This window comes from Streptomyces sp. NPDC087420 (assembly GCF_044744165.1).
GTDB lineage: Bacteria > Actinomycetota > Actinomycetes > Streptomycetales > Streptomycetaceae > Streptomyces.
The window spans coordinates 390099-408205 of the sequence record NZ_JBIUXU010000005.1; the positions used below are offsets into that span (position 1 = coordinate 390099).

An 18107-nucleotide genomic window follows, 5' to 3' on the forward strand; every position below is an offset into this window, starting at 1 on the left:
AGCCCCTATTCGGTCCCCTCAGTCCTCTCTCCGTCCTCTGCCGAGGACAGCCAGTCGGAAATCGAATCCCACAGCAGGGAGAGCATGGGGGGATCGGCCATGTCGTCGTGAGAGCAGGGCAACCGCGACTCGCTTATGTGGCCGGAAGTATAGGGCTGCCACATGAAACGACCCGAACCGTCCTCGAGTTCGTCCGACGAGATGAAGAGGAGATCGCCGTGGAATCTGCGAGGGTAATGCTTCACATAGATGCGGGTATTGTTCGCAATGATCCGCGCCCGTACTTCGGCCTCTTCCTCTGAAATCTCGTTGCGGAAGTAGCCCGGAAGTCCGGCGAGATCATGGAGAGAAGGCGCCTCGTCAAGTTCTGCCGATTCCTCCGCCGAGTCGAACGTTTCGAGCGGGGCGGGTGCGTAGCCTCCCATGATGACGAGTGCCACGTGCTGGCCGTCTTCCTGAAGTTGTACGGCCATCTCCTGCGCCACGCGGCCTCCCATGGACCACCCCAGCAGATGATACGGACCGGACGGCTGCACGGTGCGCAACTCTTTGACGTATTCCTCCGCCATTTCCCGGATGGATCCCGGCAACTCACCCGCATCGTCGGCATCGCGCGCCTGGAGGCCGTACAAGGGGATGCCAGGAGGTACAAATCCGGCCAGAGGCGCGAAGCACCAACTCAAGCCGGATCGCGGATGGACACAGAAGAGGGGCGGCCGGCTCCCCTGCGTCCTGATGGGAAGAAGCGTACGAAGCGAGTCCTCCATCGCGGGAAGGCTGAGCCGATGCGCGAGTCCGGCGACGCTGGGTGATTGCATCACCATCTGGACGGAGACATCGACACCCATGACCGAACGAATCCGACTCACCAGCTTGACCGCCAGAAGTGAATGTCCTCCGCATTCGAAGAAGTTGTCCTCGACGCCGATGCGCGGCACATTCAGTTCTTCGGAGAAAATTCTGCACAGGATTTCCTCCTGTACCGTGGCCGGCCCCCGGCCGCCGTCGGTCGGCCGGTGCTCCGGAGCGGGCAGGGCCCTGCGGTCCAGTTTGCCGTTCGCCGTCAGCGGCAGGCTCTCCAGGACCACCAGGGCGGACGGCACCATGTGCTCCGGCAGCGTCGCGCCGAGGTGGGCGCGCAGGGCGGCCGTATCGACAGCGCCCGGGTGACTGGTGGTGGGGACGAGGTAGCCGACCAGGCGCTTGTCCCCGGGGTGGTCCTCCCGCACGGTCACCGCTGCCCGGGCGACAGACGGGTGGGCGAGCAGCGCGGCCTCGATCTCACCCAGTTCGATACGGAAACCCCGGACCTTGACCTGGTCATCCGTACGGCCCAGATACTCCAGGTGCCCGTCGGCGTTCCAGCGGGCGAGGTCGCCGGTGCGGTACATCCGCTCACCTGCGGTGAAGGGGTTGGCGACAAACCGCTGCGCGGTCAGTCCCGGCCGGGCGTGGTAACCACGGGCCAGCTGGGCGCCGGAGACGTACAACTCACCGGCGACACCCACCGGCACCGGACGGAGAGCCGGATCCAGGACGTAGACCTGGGTGTTCCACACCGGACGGCCGATCGGCGCGGCACCCCGGGGCCATGCCGCCCGGTCCGCCGGCAGGGTATGGGCGGTGACCACATGGGTCTCGGACGGACCGTAGTGGTTGTGCAGCACCGTTCCGTCCGCCCCGCACAGGTCACGGACCCGGTCACTGAGCACAAGTGCCTCGCCGGCCTGGGAGACATGACGCAGCCGCGGCAGGTCCGTGCCCCGCTCCGCCACAGCCTCACCGAGCGCGTCCACCATCATGGTGGGGGCGTACAACTCGGTGGCCTTCTGCTCCCTCAGCCATGCCACGAACCTTTCCGGGTCACGCCGGACCTCTTCGTCCGGTACGACAAGGGTCTTGCCGTCCAAGAGGGCCGAGAGGATCTCCTGGGCCGAGACGTCGAAGCTGATCGCGGTGAACTGGGCGACCCGCGAACCGGCCTCGGCGGGGATGGCGGAAGCGTGCCAGGACATCAGGTTGACCAGCGCGCCACAGGACATCACCACACCCTTGGGACGCCCGGTCGAGCCGGAGGTGTAGATCAGGTATGCCGGGTGCTGCGGCAGCAGCGGACCGGTCCGCTCGTCATCGCCGGGAACGCCGGCCGGCAGTGCGGCGAGTTCGGCGACCACCGCGGGGTCGTCCAACAGCAGCGCGGGCCCGGCGGCCACGCGCCCGGCGATCTCTGTGGTGGTCAGCGTCAGAGAGGGGACGGCATCGGCCAGCATGAAGGCGATCCGTTCGGCCGGGTACTCCGGATCGATCGGCAGGTAACCGGCTCCCGACTTCAGCACCGCCAGCAGGCCGACGATCAGGTCCACTGAACGGGGCACGGCCAGCCCGACGATGCTCTCGGGACCGATACCGCGACGGATCAGCGACCGGGCAACCCGGTTCGCACGCGCGTCCAGCTCCGCGTAAGTCACCTCGGCGCCGTCGAAGACCACCGCGACCGCGGCAGGATGCTTCGAGACCCGGGCCTGGAACAGCTCCGGCAGAGTCGCCGCGGGCACCTCCTCGGCGGTGTTGTTCCACCCCGTCACAACCCGGTGCCGTTCTTCCGCCGACAACACGTCTACCACGCTGACCCGCTGGTGCGGTTCCCTGGTGACGGTGTCCAGGACGCGGACGAACCGTTCGGCCAGGGTCTCCACCGTTTCGGGGTCGAACAGGTCGAGGGCGTAGTCGATGCCGCCGTGCAGACCGGCCGGGCGACTACCGCTGCCGCTGCCGGCACCGGTGTTGGTGTGGAAGGTCTCGCTCAGGGCGAAGAACAGGTCGAATTTGGCCGCCGGTTCGCCGGTGGGCAACGGTTCGGTGCGAATGCCGGGCAGGTCCACCACCGCCTGGGGGTTGTTCTGCAGGGCGAGCATGACTTGGAAGAGGGGGTGGCGGGCCATCGAGCGGGTTGGGGCGAGGTCTTCGACCAGTCTTTCGAAGGGCACGTCTTGGTGGGCGAAGGCGGCCAGGCCGTTTTCGCGGACCTGTTCCAGTAGGGCGGTGAACGTGGGGTCGCCGGACAGGTCGGTGCGTATCACCAGGGTGTTGACGAAGAACCCGATCAGGTCGTCCAGCGCTTTGTCGGTGCGTCCTGCGACGGGGGTGCCCACGGGGATGTCGTTGCCGGCGCCCATCCGGGACAGCAGTACTGCCAAAGCGGCCTGGAGGACCATGAACACGGTCACGCCCTGGGCACGGGCCAGCTCCGCCACCCGGGCATGCACGTCGGCCGGGACGTGGAGGTCCACCTGCCCGCCGCGGTGGGAGGCCATCGGTGGCCGTGGGCGGTCGAACGGCAGCACCAGTTCCTCCGGCACCCCGTCCAACGCTTTGCGCCAGTAGCCCAGTTGCTCGTTCAGCAGGCTTTCCGGGTCGGTCTCCTCGCCGAGGAGCTCGCGCTGCCACAACGTGTAGTCCGCGTACTGCACCGCCAACGGCTCCCAGTCGGGCACCTGGCCCGTGGACCGTGCCGCATACGCCACGGACACGTCCCTCGCCAGCGGTCCCATCGACCACCCGTCACCGGCGATGTGATGCACCACCATCACCAGCACGCACTCACCCGGCCCCACCCGCAGCAGCCACCCCCGCAAAGGAAGCTCAGCCGCCAGATCGAACGAGTGACCAGCAAAGCCGGCAACCGCCCTTTCCAGACCCTTCTGCTCCACCTCACCCTTCTGCTCCACCTCGATCACCGGTAGCTCAAAAGAGGAGGGCGAGGGAAGGATCTGCTGATACGGCCTGCCCTCATCGGCGGCAAAAACCGTCCGCAGTACCTCGTGCCGGCCCACCACATCGCTCAGCGCCCTCCGCAACGCCTCGACGTCGAGGTCACCGCTCAGCCGCAGAGCCACGGGGATGTTGTAGGTCGCCGACGGGCCCTCCAACTCGCCCAGGAACCACAACCGCTGCTGCGCGAACGAGACCGGTACCGCCTCGGGCCGTACCATCGCCACCAGCGCGGGACGTGCCGCACCCGAATCAGTCAGCCGCTGCGCGAGTCCGGCCACGGTCGGCGCCTCGAACAGCGCCCGCATCGCGACCTCCACCCCCAGATCCGTCCGGATCCTGTTGGTCAGCTGCACCGCGAGCAGTGAATGGCCGCCCAGTTCGAAGAAGTTGTCGTCCACGCCGACCTGGGACAGGCCCAGGACCTCGGCGAACACGGCACAGAGGATCTCCTCCCGCACCGTGGCCGGCCCCCGCCCGCCGTCGGCCGGCCGGTGGTCCGGAGCGGGCAGGGCCCTGCGGTCCAGCTTGCCGTTCACCGTCAACGGCAGCGCATCCAGAACCACCAGAGCGGACGGCACCATGTACTCCGGCAGCATCGCGCCGAGATGGGCACGCAGCGCGGCACTGTCCGCCTGCGGAGTACTGCCATCGTTGGGGACGAGGTAGCCGACGAGGCGCTTGTCCCCGGCACGGTCCTCACGCACCATCACGGCTGCCTGGGCCACGTCCGGGTGGCTGAGCAGCGCGGCCTCGACCTCACCCGGCTCGATCCGGAACCCTCGGATCTTCACCTGGTCATCTGTACGGCCCAGGAAGTCCAGGACACCGTCCGGTCGCCATTTCGCCAGGTCGCCGGTGCGGTACATCCGCTCACCCGGGGTGAACGGGTTGGCGACGAACCGCTGCGCGGTCAGTCCCGGCCGGTTGAGATAGCCACGGGCCAGGCTCGCGCCGGCGATGTACAACTCACCCGCGACACCGACCGGCACCGGCCGCAACGCCGCGTCCAGGACATAGACCCGGGTGTTGGCGATGGGCGTGCCGATGTGGGGGGTGTTGTGTTCGTTGGCGGACAGGGGGCTGCTGATGGTGGCGCAGACGGTGGACTCCGTCGGTCCGTAGGCGTTGATGAGCCGGCGGCCGTCGGCCCATTGGGCAACCAGGTTCTGGGTCAGCGCTTCGCCGGCGGTGACGAGGGTGTGGATCGACGGCAGGCTGTCCGGTTCCAGGAGAGCCAGTACGGCGGGAGGCAGGGTGGCGTGGGTGACCGACCGCTCCGCGACCAGGCGGACGAGCGCCTGGCCCGGCAGCAGGTTGTGAGGCGCCGACACGAGGGTGGCCCCGTTGCACAAGGCCATCACCGTCTCCCAGACTGCCGCGTCGAAGCTCGCCGAGGCGAATTGCAGCACCCGGCTACCTGTTGTGATCGCGAATTCCTCCGCCTGCGCGGCGGTCAGGCTCGGCAGCCCTTGGTGGGTGACGGCCACGCCCTTGGGGTGTCCGGTGGAGCCGGAGGTGTAGATGACGTAGGCGGGGTGGGCGGGCAGGAGGGTGGTGTGGCGTTCGGTGTCGGTGGGGTCGGTGTGGGGGAGGTTTTTGAGTGCGGTGGTGGTGTGGGGGTTGTCGACGGCCACGTAGGGCGGGTGGTTGTGGGTGAGTGGGGAGGCGAGGTCTGTGGTGGTGAGGACGAGGAGGGGTTGGGCGTCGGTGAGGACGTACGTGATGCGGTCGGTGGGGTAGTCCGGGTCGACGGGTACGTACGCGCCTCCGGCCTTGACGACCGCGAGGAGGGCGATGACCAGGTCGGCGGAGCGGTGCATCATGACGGCGACCAGCGACTCGGGTCCCACACCCCGGTCGATCAGGAACCGGGCGAGGCGGTTGGCACGCGCGTTGAGGTCCGCATAACTCAGTTCCACGTCCTCCAAGACGACGGCGGTCGCGTCGGGGGTACGGGCGGCCTGGACCTGGAACAGGTCCGGCAGCGTTGCCGCCGGCACCTCCCGGGCGGTGTCGTTCCACTCGACCAGGACCCGGTGCCGCTCTGCGGGATCGAGGACGTCCACCGCGCTGATCTGCTGGTGGGGTGCTGTTTCCAGGGCGCTGACGACGCCTTCGGCGACGGTATGGACCATGGCGCACAGTGATTCACCCGAGACGGGTTCGGCGGCCTGCACGGTGAGGGTGAATCCGTCACCGGCGTCATCGACGCTCAGCCCGATCGGGTAGTTCGTCCGCTCCTGTTCGTACAGCACCTCAATGCCGTCAAGGCTGTTGTCCGTCCCTGGCTCGGCGCTCCTGGAGTGCCGGTAATTGAAGAGGGAGGTGAACAGCGGGGTGTCCGCCTTGATACCGCTGGCCTGCCGGGCCAGTTTCAAAGGGGCGTGCTCGTGGACGAGCAGGTCCGCCAGCTGGTCCTGCACCGACCGGACCGTGTCCCTCACCTGCGCGCCGTGAGTCCGCACCCGTACCGGCAGGGAGTTGATGAACAGGCCCAGAACGCGGTCCGCGCCGCTTCCCGCGGCCATGCGGCCGAACAGGACGGTACCGAAGACGACGTCGTCCCGGCCCGCGGTGGCCGCCAGAACCCGCGCCCACACCACGTGCAGGACCGTGGCCGGGCTCACGCCCAGCCGGCGTGACTGGTCCCGCAGTCGCCGCGCGAGTTCCGTATCCATCACGCGACGGGACTCCGTCACGCCGGTGCCGTCGCCGCGGACGTCGAGCAGGCCGAACGGGGCGGTCGGCTCGGTCACGTCCCCCAGCAGGGCGGAGAAGTACCTCTGGTGTTCCTCCTGCGTCACCCGCAGGCGGGCCTGGGCGACGAAGTTCCGAAACGGCAAAGGCGCGGGCAGCGTGTCCTCGCGGCCCTCGACGAACGAGCGCACCTCCTCCAGCAGCACGTCCAGGGTGGTGTGGTCCGAGATCAGGTGATGGGCCTGAACGAGCCCGAGCCACTGACCGTTCACCGGGTCGGCCGCCGTGTACACGCGGATCAGCGGCGCCCGGCCGATGTCCATCGATCCAGGACACGCGGCCAGCATCCGGCCGGTCAGCTCATCGTCGGGCCCCTCGGGCAGGTCGACGTTCTCCACCGGGATCGCAGCGTGGCGTACCACCACCTGGACCGGCTCGCGCAGACCTTCCCACAAGACGGCGGTCCGCAGGATGTCATGCCGGTCGACGACCCTCTGTAGTGCCTCCACAAACCCGTCGAGCCGCTGCCGGGAGTCGAACCCCAACAGCACCGGCAGGACGTACACATCGGTCCCGTCACCGGAGTCACCCATCAGGTGGTGGAAGAGGATCCCTTCCTGCAACGGAGCCAGCGGGTACACATCCGCCACGTTGCCCGCTCCGCCGGGAACCCGGGCCACGATCCGGTCGATCTCCCCGCGCGTCAGATCCACCAGGGGAAGCATGTCGGGAGAAAGCGTCGAGGCATCGTCCGGAATCCGGTTCTCCGGCACCGCCACCTCGGCCCGGCCGTCCGACGCGGCCAGTCCGGCAGCCGTCGGCGCCGCGAACAACGACCGCACATCAACCGACATCCCCCGGGCACGCAGCAGCTCCACCACCCGCACCGCGAGCAGTGAGTGGCCGCCCAGTTCGAAGAAGTTGTCGTCCACGCCGACCGTGTCCAGGCCCAGGACCTCGGCGAACACGGCACAGAGGATCTCCTCCTGCACCGTGGCCGGCCCCCGGCCGCCGTCGGTCGGCCGGTGGTCCGGAGCGGGCAGGGCCCTGCGGTCCAGCTTGCCGTTCGCCGTCAGCGGGAGAGTATCCAGGGCCACCAGCGCGGACGGCACCATGTACTCCGGCAGCATCGCGCCAAGACGAGCGCGCAGGGCAGCGGTGTCGACACCGCCTGGGTGACCGGTGGCGGGGACGAGGTAGCCGACCAGGCGCTTGTCGCCGGGGCGGTCCTCACGCACCATCACGGCTGCCTGGGCCACGTCCGGGTGGGTGAGCAGCGCGGCCTCGATCTCACCCGGCTCGATACGGAACCCGCGGACCTTGACCTGGTCATCCGTACGGCCCAGATACTCCAACTGCCCCTCGGCGTTCCAGCGGGCGAGGTCGCCGGTACGGTACATCCGCTCACCCTGACCACCGAACGGGTTCGCGACGAACCGCTGCGCGGTCAGTCCCGGCCGGGCGTGGTAGCCACGGGCCAGGCCCGCGCCGGAGACGTACAACTCACCTGCCACACCCACCGGCACCGGCCGCAACGCCGCGTCCAGCACATGGACCCGGGTGTTGGCGACAGGCGTGCCGATGTGCGGAGTCTTGTTGTCGTTGGCGGGCAGGGGGTCGGTGGTGGTGGCGCAGACGGTGGATTCCGTCGGTCCGTAGGCGTTGATGAGACGGCGGCCGTCGGCCCAACGGGCGACCACGTTCTGGTTGAGGGCCTCGCCGCCGGTGATGAGAGTTGTGATCGACGGCAGACTGCCCGGTTCCAGGAGAGCCAGTACGGCCGGGGGCAGGAGCGCGTGGGTGACCGACTGCTCCGCGACCAGGCGGACGAGCGCCTGGCCCGGCAGCAGGTCGTGCGGCGGGGCCGAGATGAGGCAGGCCCCGTTGCACAAGGCCATCACCGTCTCCCAGATTGCCGCGTCGAAGCTCGCCGAGGCGAACTGGAGTACCCGGCTACCTGTTGTGATCGTGAATTCCTCCGCCTGCGCGGCGGTCAGGCTCGGCAGCCCTTGGTGGGTGACAGCCACGCGCTTGGGCTGCCCGGTCGAGCCGGAGGTGTAGATGACATAGGCGGGATGGGCGGGCAGCAGGAGGGTGCGGCGCTCGGTGTCGGTGGGATCGGTGTTGTGGAAATCCTCGAGTGCGGTGATGGTCCGAGGGTCGTCAACGATCAGGTGCGACAGCTCTGTGCCGGTGAGGCGGGAGACCAGGTCCGTGCTGGTGAGCACGAGGAGGGGTTCGGCGTCGGTGAGGAGGTAGGTGATCCGCTCGGCGGGGTAGTCCGGGTCGACGGGTACGTACGCGCCGCCGGCCTTGACCACCGCGAGGAGGGCCACCACCAGGTCGACGGAGCGGTGCATCATGACCGCGACCAGCGACTCGGGACCCACTCCGCGGTCGATCAGCAGCCGGGCGAGGCGGTTGGCACGCGCGTTGAGCTCGGCGTAGGTCACCTCGATGCCGGCGAAGACGACGGCGGACGCGTCGGGGGTACGGGCGGCCTGGGCCTGGAACAGGTCCGGCAGCGTTGCCGCCGGCACCTCCCGGGCGGTGTTGTTCCACTCGGCCAGGATCCGCTGCCGCTCCGCCGGGTCCAGTACGTCGATGGCGTTGACGTGCTGGTGGGGGTTGGCGGTGACGGTGTCCAGGACGCGGACGAACCGTTCGGCCAGAGTCTCCACCGTTTCGGGGTCGAACAGGTCGAGGGCGTAGTCGATACCGCCGTGCAGACCGGCCGGGCGACTACCGCTGCCGGTGCCGGTGCTGGCGGCGGTTTCGGTGTCGGTGTGGAAGGTCTCGGCCAGGGTGAAGGACAGATCGAACTTGGCCACCGGCTCGCCGGCGGGCAACAGCGCGGCGTCGATACCGGGCAGGTCGAGGACGGCTTGGTCGTTGTTCTGCAGGGCGAGCATGACTTGGAAGAGGGGGTGGCGGGCCATCGAGCGGGCTGGGGCGAGGTCTTCGACCAGTCTTTCGAAGGGCACGTCTTGGTGGGCGAAGGCGGCCAGGCCGTTTTCGCGGACCTGTTCCAGTAGGGCGGTGAACGTGGGGTCGCCGGACAGGTCGGTGCGTATCACCAGGGTGTTGACGAAGAACCCGATCAGGTCGTCCAGTGCTTCGTCGGTGCGTCCCGCGACGGGGGTGCCCACGGGGATGTCACTCCCCGCGCCCATCCGGGACAGCAGTACTGCCAAAGCGGCCTGGAGGACCATGAACACGGTCACGCCCTGGGCACGGGCCAGCTCCGCCACCCGGGCATGTACGTCGGCCGGCACACGGAGCTCCGCCTGGCCGCCGCGGTGGGAGGCCATCGGTGGCCGTGGGCGGTCGAACGGCAGCACCAGTTCCTCCGGCACCCCGTCCAAGGCCTTGCGCCAGTAGCCCAGTTGCTCGTTCAGGAGGCTTTCCGGGTCGCTCTCCTCGCCGAGGAGCTCGCGCTGCCACAGCGTGTAGTCCGCGTACTGCACCTCCAGCGGCTCCCAGTCGGGTGCCCGCCCGGTAGCACGGGCCGTGTACGCGACCGACACATCCCTCGCAAGCGGTCCCATCGACCACCCGTCACCGGCGATGTGATGCATCACCATCACCAGCACGCACTCACCCGGCCCCACCCGCAGCAGCCACCCCCGCAAAGGAAGCTCAGCACTCAGGTCGAACGCATGACCCGCCAGCCCGGCGACCGCTTCCGTCAGGCCCTCCCGTCCCACCTCGACCACCGGCAGCTCGAAAGAGGAAGGCGCGGCGACAATCCGCTGATACGGCCTGCCCTCATCGGTCGGAAAGACCGTCCGCAGCACCTCGTGCCGGCCCACCACATCGCCCAGCGCCCTCCGCAACGCCTCGACGTCGAGGTCACCGCTCAGCCGCAGAGCGACAGGAATGTTGTAGGTCGCCGACGGGCCCTCCAACTCGCCCAGGAACCACAAGCGCTGCTGCGCGAACGACAACGGCACGCGCTCCGCCCGCTCCACCCGTACCAGTGATTGCCGCCTCGTACCGGAGGAGGTCAATCGGCCGGCCAGAGCTGCCGGAGTGGGCGCTTCGAACAGGGTTCGGATCGGGACCTCGGCCCCGAAGACCGACCGGATGCGGCTCACCAGCCGGGTCGCCAGCAGTGAGTGGCCGCCCAGTTCGAAGAAGTTGTCGTCCACGCCGACCGTATCCAGGCCCAGGATCTCGGCGAACACCGAGCACAGGAGTTCTTCCTGCACCGTCGAGGGCTCCCGCCCGCCGTCCGTCGGCTGATGGTCCGGAGCGGGCAGCGCCTTACGGTCCAGCTTGCCGTTCACCGTCAACGGCAGCGCATCCAGGACCACGAGCGCGGACGGCACCATGTACTCCGGCAACACGCGCTGCAGATGCCTGCGCACTCCGGCGACGTCCACACCCGCCGTACCGTTCTCCGGACCGCTCGCCGGGACGAGGTAGCCGACCAGGCGCTTGTCCCCGGGGCGGTCCTCACGCACCACCACCGCCGACTGAGCCACGTCCGGGTGCGCGGTCAGCGCGGCCTCGATCTCACCCGGCTCGATCCGGAAACCCCGGATCTTCACCTGGTCATCCGTACGGCCCAGATACTCCAGCTGCCCCTCGGCGTTCCACCGGGCCAGGTCACCCGTGCGGTACATCCGCTCACCCTGACCACCGAACGGGTTGGCGACAAACCGCTGCGCGGTCAGCCCCGGCCGCCCGAGGTAGCCGCGGGCCAGCTGTACGCCGGCGAGATACAACTCACCCGCCACCCCGGGCGGCACCGGCCGCAGGGCCGCGTCCAGGACGAAGGCTGCCATGTTCGGAACGGAACGGCCGATGGGGACGCCACCCCGCCCATCCGGATCCCCGGGACGGACGGTGAATGTCACACATCCGACGGCCGCCTCGGTCGGACCGTACTCATTCGTGATCAGGACGTCGGGGTGCGCGGACCGCCACCGGGTGAGCTGCTCGCCCGCAAGGCTCTCGCCGCCGACGACGAGGTCTCCCCGGGCGAAGGATCCGCCGGGCTCTTCGGACAGCGGGCCCAGGTGACTGGGCGTCACCTTCAGGAAGGTGGGCGCCAGTCCAGCCGGAATCCCCTCCCGGATATCCGCGACATGCAGGGCACCGCCCGAGATCAGCGTGCCGTACAACGGGGTGACGGTCAGGTCGAACGCGGCCGACGAGTGCAGCACGGTCCGGCCACTCAACCCGGGATACGCGCCGCGTGCCCACGTGAGATAGGAGCAGACTGCCGCGTGGCTCACCACGACGCCCTTGGGGCGTCCCGTGGAACCGGAGGTGTAGATCACGTAGGCGGGGTGGGCGGGCAGGAGCGCCGCTCCTCGCTCGCGGTCCGTGAGGTTCTCCCCGGCCGTGGCGGACAGGGCCGCCGTGGTGTCCGGGGCATCCGTCACGACGCGCGTCACACCGTCGTCCACCGCGCCTGTCATGGCCCGGTGTGTGACCAGCAGTGTGGTCTGGGCGTCGTGGAGCGTGTAGGTGACGCGGTCGGCGGGGTAGGCCGGGTCGATCGGGACGTACGCGGCTCCGGTCTTGACCACCGCGAGGAGTGCGACGACGAGGTCGGCGGAGCGGTCCATCATCACCGCCACACGTTCTTCCGGCCGGGCGCCCCTGCCCACGAGGACACGGGCCAGCCGGTTGGCCCGCGCGTTCAACTCCGCGTAGGTCGTCTCGGTGCCGTCGAAGACCACCGCGGTCGCGCCGGGGGTGCGGGCGACCTGTGCTTCGAACAGTGCGGCCAGCGTGGTCGGCGGGATCTCGTGGCTGGGGCCGTTCCACCCGGACAGGATCCGCTCCCGCTCCACGGTGTCCAGGACGTCCACGCGGCCGACCGGCACCGACGGATCCGTGGTCACTGTCTCCAGGACCATGAGGAAGCGCCGTGCGATCGCCTCGACACTCGCGGGATCGAACAGGTCGGTGGCGTAGATGACCCGTCCGGTCAGGCCCGCCGGGGTGCCGCCGTCGGTGGTCTGCTCGGCGATCTGGAAGTCCAGGTCGAACTTGGCGGGAAGGACGCCCGCGGGCAGTGCCTCGATGTCCAGCCCGGGCACGTCGAGATGCGCGTCGGCGGCGTTCTGGAGGGTGAGCATGACCTGGAACAGCGGATGGCGGGCCATCGACCGGGCCGGGGCCAGGTCCTCCACCAGCCGCTCGAACGGCACATCCTGGTGCGTATAGGCGCCGAGGTCCGCTTCCCGTGTTCTGGCCAGCAGTTCCAGGAAGGTCGGATCGCCGGACAGGTCGGAGCGCAGGACGAGGGTGTTGACGAAGAACCCGACCAGATCGTCCAGTGCCTCGTCGGTGCGTCCGGCGATCGGGGTGCCGACCGGGATGTCGTCTCCGGCCCCCAGCCGGTGCAGCAGGACGGCCAACGCCGCCTGCACCACCATGAACACCGTCACGCCCTGCACCCGGGCCAGCTCGACCAGCCCCTGGTGCACCCGCGCGTCAATGGTCAGTGCGACACTGCCACCCCGATGGGAGACGACCGGGGGACGCGACCGGTCGAACGGCAACGCCAACTCCTCCGGCAGGTCGGCCAATGCCTGGCGCCAATGGGCCAACTGCTCGGTCAGGACGCTGTCGGGGTCGGTCTTGTCGCCGAGCAGCTCGCGCTGCCACAGGCTGTAGTCGGCGTACTGCACCGGCAACGGCGCCCACTCCGGGGGCCGGCCGGCGGATCGGGCCGCGTACGCGGCCGTCAGATCCCGCGTCAGCGGGGCCAGGGACCACCCGTCACCCGCGATGTGGTGCACCATGATCATCAGGACGTGCTCGTCAGGACCGGTGTCGAACAGCCAGGCCCGCAGCGGGATCTCCCTGGCAAGATCGAAGTGGTGACCCGCGATCTCGGTGACCGCGGCCTGGAGGTCAGCGGCCCGTTCGACTGTGAGGGGGACCGGGGCGTTCTCGGCCGGCAGGATCCGCTGGTACGGCTCCCCATCCACCGTCGCGAACACGGTGCGCAGGACCTCGTGGCGGCCGACCACATCCCGCAGGGCGGCCTTCAGGGCGCCGACATCCACGGGCGCGGTCAGCCGCAGGGCGAGGGGGATGTTGTAGGTGGCCGACGGGCCTTCCAACTCGCCCAGGAACCAGAGCCGTTGCTGTGCGAACGACAACGGCGCCCGCTCCGTCCGCTCCGCCCGTACCAGCGGTGGCCGCCTGGCACGGGAGGAGGCCAATCGGCCGGCCAGGGTTGCCGGTGTGGGCGCCTCGAAGAGGGTCCGGATCGGGACCTCGGCTCCGAAGACCGACCGGATGCGGCTCACCAGGCGGGTCGCCAGCAGTGAGTGGCCGCCCAGCTCGAAGAAGTTGTCGTCCACGCCGACCGTGTCCAGGCCCAGGATCTCGGCGAACACGGTGCACAGGAGCTCCTCCTGCACCGTGGCCGGCCCCCGGCCACGCTCGGCCGCCTGGTAGTCCGGAGGGGGCAGGGTCTTACGGTCCAGCTTGCCGTTCACCGTCAACGGCAGCGCATCCAGGACCACGAGCGCGGACGGCACCATGTACTCCGGCAACACGCGCTGCAGATGCCTGCGCACTCCGGCGACGTCCACACCCGCCGTACCGTTCTCCGGACCGCTCGCCGGGACGAGGTAGCCGACCAGGCGCTTGTCGCCGGGGCGGTCCTCACGCACCGTCACCGCCGACTGGGCCACGTCCGGGTGCGCGGTCAGCGCGGCCTCGATCTCACCCGGCTCGATCCGGAAACCCCGGATCTTCACCTGGTCATCCGTACGGCCCAGATACTCCAGTTGCCCGTCGGCATTCCAGCGGGCGAGGTCGCCGGTGCGGTACATCCGCTCACCCGAGGTGAAGGGGTTGGCGACAAACCGCTGCGCGGTCAGTCCCGGCCGGGCGTGGTACCCACGGGCCAGCTGCACGCCGGCCAGGTACAGCTCGCCCGCGACACCCACCGGCACCGGCCGCAGCGCCGCGTCCAGCACATAGACCTGGGTGTTCCAGACCGGGCGTCCGATGGGGACACTGCTCCTGCTGGTGTCGCCGTCACACGTCCATGCGGTGACCTCGACCGACGCCTCGGTGGGACCGTAGAGATTGTGAAGCGGAACGTCCAGGACGTTCCGGAACTGTCCGGCGACGTCGCCGGGGAGCGCCTCGCCGCTGCAGAACACAGCTCGCAGGTCGGTACAGGCGGCGGCGGCCGGTTCGCGCAGGAAGACCTGGAGCAGGGACGGGACGAAGTGCGCGATCGTGACACGTTCGCGTTGGATCACCTCGGCCAGGTACGCGGGGTCGCGGTGGCCCGAGGGCCTGGCGACCACCAACGTCGCACCGTGGAGCAGCGGCCAGAAGAACTCCCGTACCGACACGTCGAAACCGAAGGGGGTTTTCTGCAACACCCGTTCCGAGGAGGTCAAGTGGTAGGTGCCCTGCAACCAGGTCAGCCAGTTGACCACACCCGCGTGAGGTACGGCCACGCCCTTGGGCTGTCCGGTGGAGCCGGAGGTGTAGATGACGTAGGCGGGGTGGGCGGGGAGCAGGGTGGTGTGGCGTTCGGTGTCGGTGGGGTCGGTGTGGGGGAGGTTTTTGAGTGCGGTGGTGGTGTGGGGGTCGTTGACGGCCACGTAGGGCGGGTGGTTGTCGGTGAGTGGGGAGGCGAGGTCTGTGGTGGTGAGGACGAGGAGGGGCTGGGCGTCGGTGAGGACGTACGTGATCCGCTCGGCGGGATAGTCCGGGTCGACGGGTACGTACGCGCCGCCGGCCTTGACCACCGCGAGGAGGGCGACGACCAGGTCGGCGGAGCGGTGCATCATGACGGCGACCAGCGACTCGGGTCCCACACCCCGGCCGATCAGCAGCCGGGCGAGGCGGTTGGCACGCGCGTTGAGCTCGGCGTAGGTCACCTCGATCCCCTCGAAGACCACCGCGGTCGCGTCGGGGGTACGGGCGGCCTGGGCTTGGAACAGCTCCGGCAGCGTCGCCGCCGGCACCTCCCGGGCGGTGTCGTTCCAGTCCTCGAGAACCAGACGCTGCTCGGAGCGGCTCATCAACGTGATCTCGTGTACGCGTTCCTCGGCGGTGGAACGCGCCATCCAGTTCATCACGTCCAGGAATTTCGCGGCGTGCTCACGCACTGCTCCCCGGTCGTAAAGATCCGGGTTGGCATCCACGACCACGGACATGCTTCCGTCGGACGACCTGTCGTACACCGAAATCGACAGGTCATTGAAATTTATGCCACCGAGTCCGTGCGCAGTGCTGGGGGCGTCACCAAATCTCAGCCCGTAGTCGAAGGAGACGATATTGACCAGCAGAGGGTAAAGGCCGCCGCGCCCTACGAGCTTCAGGTCCCTGAGGATGTCCTCGTAACGGTAGCGCTGATGCCGCAAGGAATCCCTCACCCCGCGAGACACCTGCTTCACGAGTTCTTTCACCGTGGCCATCGGCTGGACGGTGAGGCGCAGCGGAACGATATTCGCCGTCATTCCCGGGATGCCCCGCAGTGCGGTTGCTCTGCCCATGACGGGGACCCCGAGGATGATGTCCTCCTGTCCCGTCGCGCGATGCAGGTAGGCGGCGCTCGCGGCTATGGACAGGCCCGAGAGGCTTGTTCCCAGCCGGCGTGCGGAGCTTCTGAGTTCCCCAGCGGCGTCGGGAGGAATGCGGAGCGTATGCCGTGTCAATTCACGGGGCGTGGTGGAAGGTTCCCGGCCACTCAGACTGACCGTACGAGGGCGATCGGAAAGACGCTCCGTCCAGTACTCCCGGTCCCGTTCGAATTCTGCGGAAACCCGGTAATCGGCGTCGGCGTCCATCAGTACGGAACTCGAAGGAAGCGTGCTGTCCGTGACTGATTCGCCGGCCAGCAGTGCCGAGTAAACCGAAGCCAATCGGGCCGCTATCAGGGGTCCTGCGAGTCCGTCCGCGATGATGTGGTGTATTCGCTGATACCAGAAGAAGAGGTCTTCCTCCACCTTGAACAGGGCCTGGGTGAAGAGTTCGCCGCCCTGGAGTTCCGCCGCACGCCGCAGGTCCGCCCGCATCCACGTCTCCGCGCCGGCACGGGGATCTTCCTCGTCGCTCACGTCGATCACGTGAAACGGCCAATCGCTCCGCAGGTCAAAATACTGCTGCGGGTCTTCGCCTATGGATCCCTCGAAGCGCAGGTGAAAACAGTCGACTTCTTGGACAACTCGTCGCGCTGCCGTTTCAAAGAAGCCGGTGTTCACCTTTCCGTGAATCTCTATGTATTCACTCATGTTGTAGATCGGATTATCTGGATTCATTTGCTGCGCATGCCATACGCCAAGCTGTCCGGCCATCAGTTCACGACGGTCTTCATATGATCCAGACATTTCCGCACCCCGGTCGACGCTCGCGCTCCGTGCCAGGAGCAGCCAATTAAGCAATTTGACAGCAATGTCGATCCGGGTCACCCTCTCAAGCCGAACTGAGCACTGTCAATCATTCTTGGCGAATTGGGCATTTAGATGGTGTTTGATGTTTGTTTGCGATGGCTGTTTACTGTTTTGCCGTATTTTTCGCCCATTGATAAACCGGACGGAATCCGGCCCCGCCCTCCGAGGGGTCGTGAGAGGGTTGGGGGGTGCTGCTCGAAACCCCCCGGCTCCGCCTGCGCCACTTCCAGGCCGACGACGTGCCCGCCTTCTCGGCCTACCAGTCCGACCCGGACGTCGCCCGCTACCAGGGCTGGACGGCGCCGGTCCCCGTCGAGGAGGCCGCGCCGCTCGTGAAGCGGTTCGCCGCCGCCGACCCCGGCCTGCCCGGCTGGTTCCAGTACGCGATCGAGCTGAAGGCCGACGGATGCCTGATCGGGGATGTCGGGGTGAACCTGCACGAGAACCTGATGCAGGCCGACCTGGGCTTCACCCTCGCCGCCGACCGGCAGGGGCACGGCTATGCCACGGAAGCCGTACGCGCCGTGCTGGACGACCTGTTCGCGCGCGGGCTGCGGCGGGTGTCGGCGGAGTGCGACGTGCGCAACACCCGCTCCGCCCGGCTGCTGGAACGGGTCGGCTTCCAGCGGGAGGGCCTGCGCCCCGCGTTCACCTGGCTCAAGGGCGAGTGGACCGACGACCTGATCTTCGGCCTCCTCGCGGACCGCAGGCCGCCCTCAGCCTGAGCGGCGCGACGGCACTCCGGGCGGAGACGCGGCCAGCCGGTCCAGCACTCCGATCAGCCCCGGCAGGGCCGCCAGCTCCTCGGGGCTCAGCGTGGTCTCGATGGCGTGCGCCAGCCACGCCTCACGCCCCTCCATGGCGGCCCGCAGCACGTCCCGCCCCTGCTCCGTGGCCACCACCAGGAACCGGCGGCCGTCGTCGGGGTCGGGGTGGCGGGTGAGGAGCCCGCCCTTCTCCAGCGCGGCCAGGGTCTGCGCCATGGACTGCGGCCGCATGTACTCCGCCGCGGCCAGGTCGCTGGTCGTGGCGGGCGGCCCGCTGACCACCCGGTGCAGGGCCGCGAGCTGACTGCGGGTCCACACCGAGGACCCGGGCCCGCCCTCCGCCCGCAACCGCCCCCGCAGCCTGCCCAGGGCGAGCGACAGGTCCACCGCCGCCCGCGCCGCCTCGTTCCTCCGACCGGTCATGGCTCGCATCGTACAGCAAATGTGCAGGTAGCCTGAAGAATAAGCGGCGGGGGAG

Annotated in this window: 3 protein-coding genes; 1 reads left to right on the forward strand and 2 read right to left on the reverse strand. The window is 68.7% G+C overall.

Translation table 11 applies throughout. The features are described 5' to 3' along the window. Positions 1-5: 5 nt before the first annotated feature. Entirely contained in the window at positions 6-16799 is a 16794-nt protein-coding gene (locus tag ACIO1C_RS12635) for an amino acid adenylation domain-containing protein (RefSeq protein ID WP_401861816.1), read from the reverse strand. Between the two features lie 251 nt (positions 16800-17050). On the opposite strand from ACIO1C_RS12635, the gene ACIO1C_RS12640 reads away from it, so the two are divergent. Further along, the gene (locus ACIO1C_RS12640; protein WP_401861819.1) at positions 17051-17587 is read left to right on the forward strand and encodes a GNAT family N-acetyltransferase; all 537 of its coding nucleotides are present in this window, start codon (positions 17051-17053) and stop codon (positions 17585-17587) included. On the opposite strand, the gene ACIO1C_RS12645 is transcribed toward ACIO1C_RS12640, so the two are convergent. After that, the gene (locus tag ACIO1C_RS12645; RefSeq protein WP_401861822.1) at positions 17579-18052 is read right to left on the reverse strand and encodes a MarR family winged helix-turn-helix transcriptional regulator; all 474 of its coding nucleotides are present in this window, start codon (positions 18050-18052) and stop codon (positions 17579-17581) included. The genes ACIO1C_RS12640 and ACIO1C_RS12645 overlap by 9 nt on opposite strands. Positions 18053-18107: the final 55 nt, after the last annotated feature.